This is a genomic window from Pedobacter sp. (assembly GCF_045627485.1).
GTDB lineage: Bacteria > Bacteroidota > Bacteroidia > Sphingobacteriales > Sphingobacteriaceae > Pedobacter.
Genome location: NZ_JAZQNU010000126.1, coordinates 1 through 13105, shown reverse-complemented (window position 1 = coordinate 13105; position 13105 = coordinate 1). Strand labels below are relative to the sequence as shown.

Below are 13105 nucleotides of genomic sequence, written 5' to 3'. Positions count from 1 at the left end.
CGACTTAAGCTATTATTATGGCAACAAAACCTAAATTCGATTGGTTACATACCGCAGTTTCCTGGGGGGCAAGTATTGTTATTATCGGCGTTCTATTTAAAATTCTGCACATAGGTGGAATTATGGGAAATTACCTTATTGGTTTCGGCTTGGGTGTAGAAGCCATATTGTTTTTCGTGACCGGTTTTTTTCCGCCAAAGCAAGAGCCGGAGTGGGATAAGGTGTATCCGGAGCTGGCAGAGGATTTTAACGGGCTGGCAAGGCCAAAAGCAGCGGTACAAACTGCGGTTGCGGTGCCTGCCTATTCGAATACTGCGGCTCTCGATAAAATGATGACGGATGCTAAGATTGGTCCTGAACTGATAGAAAGCCTGGGCACAGGCTTACGTACTTTCGGCGACAAGGTAGCTTCCATATCGCGTGTGGCTGATGCAGCACAGGTAACTGAGGAGTTTACAACGAAGTTGAAAGCGGCATCAGCTGGATTCGATGGATTAAACCAGGCCTTTGGAAAAGCTACAGCTCAGCTGGCTCATATGGGTGAAAATAGCGGAGATGCAGCGGCTTACCATAAACAGGTAAATGCGCTTGCAAAAAACCTTTCTGCCTTAAATGCCGTGTATGAATTGGAACTGCAGGACTCAACGGCCCATCTGAAGTCTATGAATAAATTCTATCAGAATCTGTCATTAACCATGAACAATTTCAATGAATCGATGGAAGATTCAAAACAGTTCAAGGAGGAGGTGGCCAAGCTGGCCAGGAATCTTGCGTCGCTGAATGCGATTTATGGAAATATGCTGACTGCAATGAACCAACCGCGTGTATAATAACCTAACTGTTTTATAATGGCCATAGCGAAAGAGACCACCAGGCAAAAGATGGTTAATATCATGTATTTGGTGTTGTTAGCTATGCTTGCCCTAAACGTATCGGATACGATTTTAGATGCCTTCAAAAACATCAACGACAGTCTGAAAACTTCTAAGAACAATGTGAACAGCAGTGTTGATCAGTTATTTTCTTCATTTCAAAATACCAAGCTAAAGGACGAGCCTGAACGTGCAGAGCCAATTTGGGTGAAAGCAAACCAGGCGAAGGCCTATACGGCATCTCTGCATAATTATATCGATAGCCTGCAACAACTTTTTATTAAAGCGGGTGGCGGTGTAGACCCGGAAACCGGCGATCTTGTGGAACGGGCCAATCAGGATATTGCCCAGAACATCCTGATTAATCAGCGGGAAGGATATAAGCTTCAGAATAGAATCAATGATACACAAGCAAAGCTGTTGGCGCTTTTGAGTCCGGAGGATCGCAAGACGGTAACCTTTACTTTGGAAGCCAAAGATGCAGGGGTACGAGTTAACGGAAAAAAGCGATGGACCGACATTAACTTTGGTGAAGGCACGCCCTTAACTGCGGCGAATACTATTTTAACAAAAATACAGACTGATGTAAAGAATGCAGAAGCGGAAGTGGTGAAAAAATTGTTCGGTAATATGGACAAATCACTGGTTAATCTGGATCAGTTTGCTGCGGTTGCTGTTGCGCCAACTTCGTACGTCATCCAGGGCCAGCCGTATCAGGCACAGGTGTTTTTAACAGCCAGTGATTCTAAATCGAGTCCTGAAATTTCGGTTGGAGGAAACAAATTGTCTGTAAATGAGGGAAAAGGAATTTATACCGGCAGTACCAATAGTGTAGGTGTGTTTAAATGGGCTGGCACGATTCGGGTAAAACAAACCGACGGGCAGATTAAAGAATACCGTACACCAGAACAAACTTACCAGGTAGCGAAGCCGTCGGCCACAGTGTCGCCAGATAAAATGAATGTTATTTATGCAGGGATACCGAATCCATTTTCAGTATCTGCAGCTGGTTTTCCACTTCAGAGTGTTAAAGCGAGCATTAGCGGTGGCACCATGAACGGCTCAAATGGCAAGTATACCGTGAATATTGGCGGCGCACATATTGGCAAAGAGGTAAACATTAATGTAACGGCCAATAATGACGGCAAAACTGTGTCACTGGGATCGCAAAAATTCAGGGTGAAAGCGTTACCGACACCAAAAGGCCTGGTGAGGGGTAAATCTGGTGGTAGTGTTGAAGTGGAGTGGCTGGAGGCTGCTAATTTGATGGATACCCAGCTTGATGACTTCGTTTTTGATGTGAAATACAGGGTGATTCGTTTCTCTGCCACCTTTATAAATCCACGTGCAGATGCGGTAACCATAGCTTGTGCGGGTGCCAACTTTAATAATCAGATCAAAGGGGCGTTAAATTCCATTAAACCTGGCGCTACGGTCATTTTTAAAGATATTGTATGTGAGGGTCCAGACGGCCGCCAAAAGGTATTAGATAACATTACGTTCATAACTAGATAGGTTCGACGACAAATAAATTGAAATTGATGAAAAAGGTCTTATATACATTCATGCTGATATTTATGGGTACAGCGTCCTTCGCGCAGGAAATGCCAAGGAAAACGATATTGCCAGAAAAAAAGGTGAAAATTAGGGCAATTCCCAGGGATGGGTTTTCAGCGCGAAAAGATGTAGACAGCAATGTCGTTGTGCCCTATGCTGACGTAAGGGAAGAGGATGTTTATTATTCTAAACGGATCTGGCGTGAAGTTGATCTTGCTGATACCGCAAATTCAGTACTCAACAACGATAGGTATAAATTGATTCAGATTTTTCTGGATGCAATCTCAGACGAGGAGCTAACGGCGTACTCACCAAAAGATACTGTTCAGGGCAGAGTGCTTGAGGATGACGATTCCTTTAAGATTACCTTAACAGCCAATGAGGCCATGAGTTTAGCCAGGGGAACAACAGAAGGTGTGATGGATGAAAATACGGGCAAGTTATCGGAACCTACATTAAGGCGTTTAAGGCCAGATGAATTCTCCAAGTACAGGATTAAAGAAGATTGGATATTAGATGTGAAAAGGGGTGTTTTCGAACCTAGAATAATAGGAATTGCACCAATGAAAATGGTGGAAGGAAATTGGCAGCCCGTATTCTGGATTTATTTTGATGACGCCAGGGAAATATTAAGTACAAAGCGCCTGCAAAATCCTAGGAATGATGCTTCAGTAATGACTTATGATGACTTTTTTGTGAGACGTTTATTTACCAGCAAGATAGTTAAAGAGACCAATCCAGGCAATAAATCGATCATGGAAATTATAGGTGCGACAGATGCAAACGACCCGCGGGTAGTTGCAGAGTCAGATCGTATTGAGCAAAGCCTGAAAGACTTTAAACAAAGGATATGGAAATATTAAGGTTCAACCTTAGTATTGAAGTATTCTAAGAGGGTTTTTACCTGCGTTTTATTTAAAATTGATGCGAGTTCCTGCTCTTCCGCTTCTTTAATTCTTTTAACAGATTTGAAGTGGCGTAAGAGCTTGTCGGCAGTAGTTTTGCCAATTCCAGGAATACTTTCCAGTTCTGTTTTAAGGGTTCCCTGGTCTCTCTTTTTACGGTGAAAAGTAATCCCGAATCGATGTGCTTCATCGCGTAATTGTTGGATGACTTTTAAAGTCTCCGACTTCTTATCGAGGTACAATGGAAAGCTATCGCCAGGATAGTATAGTTCCTCGAGTCTTTTGGCAATTCCAATAATGGTTACTTGTTTGTCTATACCCAGTTTTTTTAAGCTGGTTACAGCGGAGGAAAGCTGGCCTTTACCGCCATCGATGATGATCAGTTGGGGCAGAGGCTGGTTTTCGTCCAACATGCGTTTATATCGCCTGTACACCGCCTCTTCCATGGTAGCGAAATCATTTGGACCTTCCACTGTTTTTACGTTAAAATGCCTGTAGTCTTTTTTAGATGGTTTAGCATCTTTAAATACGACAATAGCAGACACCGGATATTTTCCCTGGAAGTTGGAGTTGTCAAAACATTCAATATGATGAGGAAGTTTAGTTAGCCTTAAGTCTTTTTGCATCTGGCTCAGGATACGATCCGACCTTAAATCAGGGTTAAGCTTCTCATATTGGTTAAGTTTCTCTTTTTTAAAGAAGAGCACATTTTTCTGAGAAAGTTCCAGCAAGCTTTTTTTCTCTCCAAGTTTTGGAACAGTAAAACGCAGTTCCGGGTCCTCGAGGGTAATTTCAAACGGAATAATAACTTCTTTTGAGGTGCTATTAAACTTTGTCCGGAATTCGGAAATGGCCAGCGTAAGCAGTTCCTCATCCGTTTCATCGAGTTTCTTTTTTATTTCAATAGTTTGTGCCTGTATGATGCTTCCATTCATAATTTTCAGGAAGTTTACAAAGGCATAGCGTTCGTCGGAGGCAATGCTCACCACATCGACATTAGTAATGGAACTACTGACCACTGTTGATTTACTTTGGTATTTCTCCAGCACAAGTGCCTTACGCTGGTATTGATGAGCGAGTTCAAAGTTAAGGTCGGCCACGGCGTTTTTGATCACCTGTTTTACCTCCCGGATAACGTTGCCGATCTTTCCATTAAGGATTTCTTTAATCTCCTGAATGTTTCTGTTGTAATCTTCCTCGCTCTGGTACGCCTGACATGGCCCTTTGCAGTTACCAATCTGGTACTCGAGGCAAACCTTAAACTTACCTGCCTGTATATTTGGCTGTGTTAAGGGCAGGGTACAGGTGCGAAGCGGATAGGTTTCCTTAATCAGATCGAGAATGGTGTGCATCATGCCTACGGATGCATAGGGGCCAAAGTATGTTGAGCCATCTTTTAACCTGTTCCTGGTCCAGAAAACCCTTGGAAAAGGTTCTTTTTTAATAATGATCCAGGGGTAGGTTTTATCGTCTTTCAACATGATGTTGTAACGAGGCTGATGTTTTTTGATCAGGCTATTTTCAAGCAGCCAGGCATCAATCTCGGTATCGACGATGGTAAAGGAGATTTTCCTGATTTTGGAGACCAGCACCCTGGTTTTTCCATTCATCTGGGTGTCTTGATTAAAATACGATCCTACACGATTGCGAAGGTCCTTTGCTTTACCTATATAAATAAGTGTCCCCTCGATATCCCAGAACTGGTAAACACCAGGTCGGTGGGGGATATCGGCCAACGCCGCTTTATAATCAAAAGCACTCATCCTTATCAACTATTCCTTGTTATTTTAAAAGCCTAATTTTTCATCCAATTCTGTTGTAATTGTTTCTTGTGGCTGGTATTGATTACAATCGTAAACAATCGACACGCCATTTTTGGGAACTTCAAAGTCCTTTTGTGAAATATTTAACTTAGGGTCTGCGTAAACGCGTTTCATGAAATACGCAAAAATCGGCAGGGCAGTATTGGCACCTTCACCTTCACGGGTGCTGGCAAAATGGAAGGCACGGTCTTCACAGCCAGTCCACACGCCGGCAACTAATTGTGGCGTAATGCCCATAAACCAACCATCTGAGTTATTTTGCGTGGTACCTGTTTTACCACCAATTGGCGCTTTAACCCCGTATTTCCAACTTAGTCTAGACCCGGTTCCATTTTGGACCACACCTCTAAGCATGCGGGTCATTACATAAGCCACCTCTTCATTCAATGCAGGATGCACACTTGGTTTTTTATCGTATAATACAATGCCATTTTTGTCTTCAATACGAAGGATATAAGTTGGTTCTGTCCACACGCCTTTGTTAGCAAAGACACTGTAAGCACCCACCATGTCAAAAACTGAAGCGTCAAATGAACCTAAGGCAATAGAAGGGTATGCGGGTACATCTGATGTGATGCCCATTTTATGAGCAAGGGTGGCAACTGCAGTTGGCCCAACCTGTTTCATTAAAAAGGCGGTGACATAATTCTGGGAAAAAGCCAGTGCTTTTTCTAAGGTAATGGGTCCGGGTATTGTGCCGGTTGAACGAGGAACCCAAGGTTTACTTCCCGGAACTTCAATGCTAACGGGTTCGTTCATTACGGTATAACAAGGTGAATAACCATTGTCAATAGCCACGGCATAAGTGAATGGCTTGGCAGTTGATCCCACCTGACGGGTACCCATTTTTACCTGATCATATTTAAAATGTTCGTAGTTTATACCACCTACCCATGCTTTTATATAACCCGATTGAGGATCCATAACCATCATGGCATTACGTAACAACATTTTATAGTATTTTACGGAATCAATTGGTTTCATCACAGTGTCAATGTCGCCTTTCCAGGTAAAGATACTTAGTGCAGTAGGTGTATTAAAGTCTTTTTCAATTTCTTCATTGGTTTTACCTTCAGCTTTTAATGCCTTATAACGGTCAGATCTTCTGATGCCCTGGTCGATTTGAAGGTCTTTACCTTTGAAAGGGTTTTTGCCTTTCCAGCTTTTGTCAAATTGAGCCTGCAGAACTTTCATGTACTCTTTTTGAGCTTCTTCAGCATACACCTGCATATCGTAATTGATGGTGGTAATAATACGTAACCCATCACGATCCAGGTCATATGGCGTACCATCGGCTTTAAGAATTGAACGTTCTTTGAATATTTTTTTAACCTCGTTTTTTAGCACAGAGCGGAAATAAGGGGCGATACCATCGCTTACTTTGCCAGCATTAAATTTCAGCCCTAGAGGTTTTTCTTTTTCAATGTTGTACTGTTCTGGCGAAAGGAGATTAGCTTTAACCATCATGGACATTACTGTATTTCTACGCGCTAAAGAACGTTCCGGATTTCTGGTGGGAGAATAGCGGGTAATCCCTTTCTGTAGGCCAACCAAGGTTGCGGCCTGGGTAACATTCAGCTTATCAGGTGTGGTGTTGAAATAGACCCTTGCTGCAGACTTGATTCCATAGGCCTGGTTGCCGAAGTCGACGGTGTTCAGGTACATCGTAATGATTTCTTCCTTGGTATAATTGCGCTCAAGTTTTACAGCAATAACCCATTCCTGGAATTTTTGCATGAGCCTTTTAAAGGTGTTTTTCTGACGTCCTTCTTCAGAGAAGAGGTTTAAAGCTAACTGTTGGGTAATAGTACTCGCTCCTTGTTTTTTACCTATAATATTATAAAAGATAATGGTGAACGTACGTTTGAAATCAATACCAGAATGTTCCATGAACCGGGTATCTTCTGTAGAAATTAAAGCATTAATAACCTCCTTGGATATCTCTGGATAAGTGACATTGGAGCGGTTTTGAACGAAATAAGTACCTATCACCTTTCCACCTTCTGCCACAATCTCAGTAGCCTGGTTGCTTTTAGGATGCTCAATATCCCTAAAAGAGGGCAAGGTGCCAAAAACCCCGAAGCCGATGGATATAATAAATAGGGCGAATATAACGATGGCACCGATAAATATCTTCCAGATCGTGATGTTGTATCTTTTTATATCGGCGGTTGTAAGATCTTTGCTCATTTTCAATAACTATTTTTATAGAATTCTAAGTACTTTTTTAATAAGGCTTCGCTGGTTATTTTATCAAAGTTTTCCTGGCTAATGATAAAGCTGGTATAATCGCTCTCTTTAACTTTCATGATTTGTTTAAGTTTTGGACGAATATCTTCAGCGTAGCTTTTAACGTCGGCAAAATTAACAAAGTTCCCGATGTAAATTAGTTGTTCATTGTCAATTTCTGCCAAATGGTGCTTTAAGTCATTGCCAGGGTAGTTTGTGCGATTAAATTGACCGATACCAAATCTGGAAGGACTTAGGGTAATGCTGGCATCTGACACTCCTATTACAAAATAATAGGTTGCATCAGTTACTTTGCTAAAAATCCCTGGTGGTTCAATTGGGGTTGTTGTTATAATTTTTGATGGTTCTATAACAGCTAAGGCAGGAGGTGTATTGATTTCAACGACGTGTTTATTTGTAAACGGCGGTTCATTGGGATCTGTATCCAGCAAGGCAGTTTTTCTTTTTTGAAAGTCTGGAAGATGCTGTTTTATGAAGGTTTGATGGGATTGAACAATGGGGCTAATTAATTGGTGATTTGGATATTGCTGATTAATAAGGTTAAATGCCTTGATTAGCTCATCTACGGAGTTGGATCTGCCAATGGCCAGCGCGCGCAGGTACAGAAACTGTGGCGCTAAGTTGTCGCTTTTATCCCGTGACTGTGAATACTTGTCTACCATATTAATGACCGTTGGGTAATCTTTGCGTTCATAGGCTTGATATACCTGATTGTAGTAATGGAGTTGTTGTTGTTCAGTTTCAGCTTTCTGGTTGCGCCAAGCGTCGTTTAATGTTGTTTGCGCATGAACACTATTAGGAAATCTGCCTGACAAAATTTGGATCATATTCATGGCTTCGTCATGATCACTCATGTCCTGAAGATAGAAATTTGCGAGTTCCTCATAAGCTTTCCTGATTTTATGATTGCTGGACGCCAATAATGAGGGTGTTAGGGGCAGCGTTGCTTCATTTGCATATGGCTCCTGTCTTCTGTTTTCTGCTGGTGATGATGCACCGTCAGGGTCGGTAGGCGTGTTAGATGAACCAGCGTTTACAGGTCTGGTGTAACTGAGGTGTTGCCTCTCAACTTCAGGTAATTTGGCAATACGCTGTAAGCTGTCCTGTAGCGAGATGATTTCGTAACGGCTGGACAGGTATTGCAGGCGTTGCTGTAGAAGAGCTGTTTGCTCGTAGCTTGCATGTTTTTTTGGAAGATACTTTAAGCTGCTGTCGGCGTAAATTCTTGCTTGAGTATACTTCTTGTACTGATTGGCGTTTATAGTGGCTATATGCTGATAAATCAACCCCCTTTGGTAATAATTGGTCGTATTGTGTTTAAGTGCAATGTGGTAATTATGAAGTGCCTGGTCATAATTCTGCTCGGCAGCATAGGTTTTTGCGAGTTCATAATAAAGCTGGTCGGTATAACCGATGGTTTTGTCCTCGCCGATTAACGACTTAATTTGTTGTTTTTTATCAGTGCCTCTTTTCAGCGTTCCATTGATTCTAATGCTGCTAAGGATAGCGTTAAAATATAGATCGAAAGGCGCATTGCTTTTTTGAATCTTCAGGTAATGTTTTAGTGCTTTAGGGTAGTTTTTTTGATTTTCTTCTAGTTGGGCAATGATGTAGGTACGGCGCAAACGATCGTATTTTGTACCGCCTTCTTTTACGGACGCTTCCAGGTGAGTAATTGCCGAAGTAAAGTCATGGCTGATGATGTTTGCTTGTGCTATAACAGCCAGCGGTTCTGCTTTATCTTTTTTTACACCGGGTAAGGTTGCCACCAGTTGAGTCAATATAGGCTTGGCTAACTCATACTTGCCCAGTTGAAGGAGGCTTCGCGCTTGGCCGTCCAAACCTTTAACCAAAATATGTTGATTCTCCTGGTACGCTTGAACGACATATTCATAGTAGTACTGTGAAAGGAAATAGTTGCCCTTTAAAAAATTAGCTTTTGCTAATAACAGGTAAGCATCGGCCATGTATTTGGTGTTGCTTTTCTCAGCGATGACCGTTTTAGTCTTTTCAATTACCTTATCTAATTCTTCTGTAGTGTTTTCATGACCGTTGTCTGCGATATAAGCAGTAAGTGTCTCTTCAAAGTTTGTTGCATAACTGTCGCGCTGTTGCGACTCGTAACGGTCTAGAATTAAATGAGCATGGTATAAATAGTTATATTTTGCAGTCAGGTTGTGCATGCCCTTACCTAAGGCAGAAACATTTTGAGTCTTGCAGGAAAAGGTGGGGAATAAGCAGGCAAAAAATAAACTTATCTTTATATAAAGTATATTATTGTGTTTCAATGATTGATCGGGCGTAAGAGTTTAGTAAAAAGTAAACAAAAATATTTATTTAGCCCAATTTTTAGCGTAATTGAAAGTTTTAATTGATTAATAGATGAAAGAAGTGCGGAATAATAAAGAAGGAGGCCCGGCAAGTAGTTTTGTGAAATATTCAAGTATTGGATTTCAGATGCTGGCTACGATTGGGCTGTTTGCGTTTATAGGTTATAAGATTGATGAGTACCAACAGAATGATAAACCAATTATAACAGCAATACTAAGTTTAATTGGTGTGCTGATTTCGCTTTATCAAGTGGTGAAACAGCTGAATAAAAAATAAAGCCTATGTATTTTTTCATAGGTTTGTAAAAAACATAAAAGTTGAGTCTAAGCAAATTTACCGTAAGTTACATTTTATATTGTGTTGTGCTGGGCACGATAGCGTGGTTTTTACCGTCTGTTTTTCCTGGAAATACTATTCTGGTTCCCAAATTCTGGTTCATTTTCGGATTTCTTGGTGGCATCACCTACATTGCCTATATCATGGCGTATTTAGGGATAAAACGTAATCCGGAAACAGGAATAATGGCCATTATGGGGTCAATAGCAGTGAAAATGCTTTTTTCTATGGCTTTCGTGCTGATTTACAGCCTAAAACACACCGGAAGCGGGTTCGTATTCGTGCTGAATTTTTTTTCTTTATATTTATTGTTTAGCTTCTTTGAAATCTACTGTTTGTTGCGTAACTTGCGCCACCAAAATAATAAGTAAAAATCTGCGAGTAAATGGATTGTAGCCACGTTTTTGATTTTAAAGTGAAAAGGTTAATTGTTGTTCTTACGCTTTTCTTAGCGTTTTTCTCGGTTACTTCGCCTGCGTTCTCGCAAGTGGATACCGTTGAAGCGACAGGTAATACACACGCCGAACCTGAGGGTAAGGAGAAGTTTAATATAGGTAAATTTGCCTTGCATCACATTGCTGATTCTCATCAATGGCATGTGATAGGGGATGTTTATATTCATCTTCCGGTAATTTTATATACCGACAACGGTTTTGTTAATTTTAGTTCTGAAGCTTTTCATTACGATGATGACGCACGTGTTGTGGTAGAAGCAGGAGGTCAACGCTTCGTTAAATTCCATGAAAAAATTTATTATGCATCGGCAACGCCTAATGCGCACGGACAGTATATAGATTTGGATGAGAAACACCATCCAACGAATGCCCGTCCTTTAGACTTGTCAATTACTAAAAACGTAGTAACGTTGTTTATCTCTATCGTTATTATGTTGGTTGTATTTTTAAGTGTAGCTAAAGGGTATAAAACAAATTATGGTAAGTCGCCTAAAGGTATTCAGTCCTGGTTGGAGCCAATCATTTTATTTGTTAGAGATGATATCGCCAAGCCTAACTTAGGGCATAAATACGAGAGATTCATGCCTTATTTGTTGACCGTATTTTTCTTTATATGGTTTAACAATATGTTAGGTTTAATTCCGTTCCTTCCGGGTGGAGCTAACTTAACTGGTAATATCGCAGTAACGATGATTTTAGCGATTGCTACATTTTTACTGACCATCTTTAACGGTAACAAATATTACTGGAAACATATTTTTGCTCCTGACGTACCGAAGCTAATGTGGATTGTGATGATTCCTGTAGAGATCGTAGGGATATTCACTAAGCCTATCGCTTTAATGATACGTTTGTTTGCAAACATTACAGCAGGACACATTTTAATGTTATCATTAATCTGCTTAATATTTGTGTTTAACAGTTTATACATCGCACCGATATCTATTGCTTTTGCAGTATTCATTGGCGCAATCGAATTGCTAGTTGCATTTATACAAGCGTTCATATTTACAATCTTGTCTGCCTTGTTTATTGGTATGGCAATAGAAGAGCACCATTAATAGAATTTTTTAACAACAATTAATATATAAAATCATGATTACAGGAAGTGTTGCTGCAATTGGTGCAGGATTAGCTGCGATTGGCGCTGGTCTAGGTATCGGAAAAATTGGTGGATCTGCAATGGACGGTATTGCTCGTCAACCAGAAGCTGCCTCTAAAATCCAAACTGCAATGTTAATCGCTGCTGCCTTCGTTGAGGCTGTTGCGTTATTCGCAGTAGTAGTTGCCCTAATGGGTAATGGCTAGAAAGACTTGTACCCGGTTGTAAAACCGGGTACATATTTTACAAAAAAGAAGAGAACATTAGATATAAATAGAAAATGGAATTATTAGTACCTGAGGTCGGTTTAGTTGTTTTTCAAACAATAGCATTTTTATTGTTACTGTTTGTTTTAAGTAAGTTTGCCTGGAAACCAGCGCTTGCAGCGATTAAAGAACGTGAACAATCTATTGACGATGCTTTAAACAAAGCTGAATTGGCCAAACAAGAAATGGCTCGTTTAACTTCTCAAAATGAGGAATTAATGAAACAAGCACGTGAAGAGCGTGATCAGATGTTGAAGGAAGCTAAAGCAATTAAAGATAACATTGTTAACGAAGCAAGAACCCAGGCTCAGGCCGAAGGTGCTAAGCTGATCGAAAAAGCAAGAATCGAAATTGAAAACCAAAAGAAAGCCGCTTTATACGAATTGAAAAGTCAGGTTTCCAGCTTGTCACTTGATATTGCTGAACGTGTTTTGCGTGGACAGTTAGATGACAAAACTAAACAGGAAGATTTGGTTGCAAATCTGTTAAAAGATGTTGAATTAAACTAATTGTTTCAGTTAGCTAAATAAGAATAGAATGTCAGAAAATAAAGCAGCATCACGATACGCCAAATCCATTATTGATCTTTCTCAAGAGAATAACGCTCTTGAAGTGGTTAAAGCGGATATGGTTTTAGTTTCGAAGGTGATCGACGGGAGCTCGGAATTAGAAGCCATCCTTAGAAATCCAATTGTCCCAATAGATAAAAAGGCAGGTATTCTGAAAGATCTATTTGGCGGAAAGGTTCATGCCATTACCAGTTCATTTATGCAATTGATGGTAACTAAAGGCCGCTCTGCTATTTTGTTTTCGGCTTCAAAACAAGTGGTTACTCAGTACAATGAATTGAAAGGTATTGTTACTGCCGAGGTTTCCTCTGCAACAGCACTTACTGAACAAAGCAGGGCAGAGATTATTGCCATTGTGAAAAGGGAAACGGCTGCCAATGAAGTCATTGTTAAAGAAAAAGTTAATCCTGATTTGATAGGAGGGTTTATTCTAAAAGTGGGCGACAAGCAGTTTGATGCAAGTATCGCTAACGGATTGAATAAACTAAAAAAGGAATTTGCCCAGGGCGTGGTGTAATTCGACATATAGAAATTAAAATTTACTGATTTACAATAGAAAATATAAATTATGGTAGAGGTAAGACCAGACGAAGTATCGGCAATTATCAGGCAACAATTGTCGGGCTTTAAATCAGAAGC

General features: G+C 40.5%; 11 protein-coding genes. 8 read left to right on the top strand and 3 right to left on the bottom strand.

Translation table 11 applies throughout. From position 1 onward, the window contains the following. Window positions 1-17: 17 nt before the first annotated feature. Genes gldL through gldN form a run of 3 tightly spaced genes read left to right on the top strand, consistent with a single transcriptional unit; the run spans window position 18 to window position 3292 of the window. Complete coding sequence (gldL, locus tag ACR2F3_RS09745) at window positions 18-830, top strand: gliding motility protein GldL (protein WP_432709787.1); 813 nt, start codon at window positions 18-20, stop codon at window positions 828-830. 18 nt (window positions 831-848) lie between these two features. Beyond that, a complete protein-coding gene (gene gldM / locus ACR2F3_RS09740; RefSeq protein WP_432709786.1) occupies window positions 849-2387 on the top strand; it encodes a gliding motility protein GldM in 1539 nt (512 codons plus the stop codon). 26 nt (window positions 2388-2413) lie between these two features. Then, window positions 2414-3292, top strand: coding sequence for a gliding motility protein GldN (gldN, locus tag ACR2F3_RS09735; RefSeq protein WP_432709785.1), 879 nt, complete (start codon window positions 2414-2416; stop codon window positions 3290-3292). Here the strand turns inward: gldN and uvrC are convergent. The 3 genes from uvrC to ACR2F3_RS09720 are packed head-to-tail and all read right to left on the bottom strand — an operon-like array spanning window position 3289 to window position 9590. Then, the gene (uvrC, locus tag ACR2F3_RS09730; protein WP_432709789.1) at window positions 3289-5097 is read right to left on the bottom strand and encodes an excinuclease ABC subunit UvrC; all 1809 of its coding nucleotides are present in this window, start codon (window positions 5095-5097) and stop codon (window positions 3289-3291) included. The two genes, gldN and uvrC, sit on opposite strands and share 4 nt — an antisense overlap. 24 nt (window positions 5098-5121) lie before the next feature. Then, complete coding sequence (locus ACR2F3_RS09725) at window positions 5122-7347, bottom strand: transglycosylase domain-containing protein (protein ID WP_432709784.1); 2226 nt, start codon at window positions 7345-7347, stop codon at window positions 5122-5124. Between the two features lie 2 nt (window positions 7348-7349). After that, window positions 7350-9590 carry a tetratricopeptide repeat protein gene (locus ACR2F3_RS09720; RefSeq protein ID WP_432709783.1) on the bottom strand — a complete coding sequence of 747 codons (2241 nt, stop codon included), beginning with the start codon at window positions 9588-9590 and terminating at the stop codon, window positions 7350-7352. Between the two features lie 199 nt (window positions 9591-9789). Between ACR2F3_RS09720 and ACR2F3_RS09715 the strand changes: the two genes are divergently transcribed. From ACR2F3_RS09715 to atpH, 5 genes are all read left to right on the top strand, one after another. Next, window positions 9790-10014 carry an AtpZ/AtpI family protein gene (locus ACR2F3_RS09715; RefSeq protein ID WP_432709782.1) on the top strand — a complete coding sequence of 75 codons (225 nt, stop codon included), beginning with the start codon at window positions 9790-9792 and terminating at the stop codon, window positions 10012-10014. A gap of 445 nt (window positions 10015-10459) precedes the next feature. After that, on the top strand, window positions 10460-11590 hold the full coding sequence (atpB, locus tag ACR2F3_RS09710) for a F0F1 ATP synthase subunit A (protein WP_432709781.1): 1131 nt from the start codon (window positions 10460-10462) through the stop codon (window positions 11588-11590). Window positions 11591-11627: 37 nt separating this feature from the next. Beyond that, the gene (gene atpE, locus ACR2F3_RS09705; RefSeq protein WP_432709788.1) at window positions 11628-11837 is read left to right on the top strand and encodes an ATP synthase F0 subunit C; all 210 of its coding nucleotides are present in this window, start codon (window positions 11628-11630) and stop codon (window positions 11835-11837) included. A 74-nt stretch (window positions 11838-11911) separates the two neighbouring features. Then, window positions 11912-12406: a F0F1 ATP synthase subunit B gene (gene atpF, locus ACR2F3_RS09700; protein ID WP_432709780.1), complete on the top strand. Its 495-nt coding sequence runs from the start codon at window positions 11912-11914 to the stop codon at window positions 12404-12406. Window positions 12407-12434: 28 nt separating this feature from the next. Beyond that, a complete protein-coding gene (atpH, locus tag ACR2F3_RS09695) occupies window positions 12435-12983 on the top strand; it encodes an ATP synthase F1 subunit delta (RefSeq protein WP_432709779.1) in 549 nt (182 codons plus the stop codon). Window positions 12984-13105: the final 122 nt, after the last annotated feature.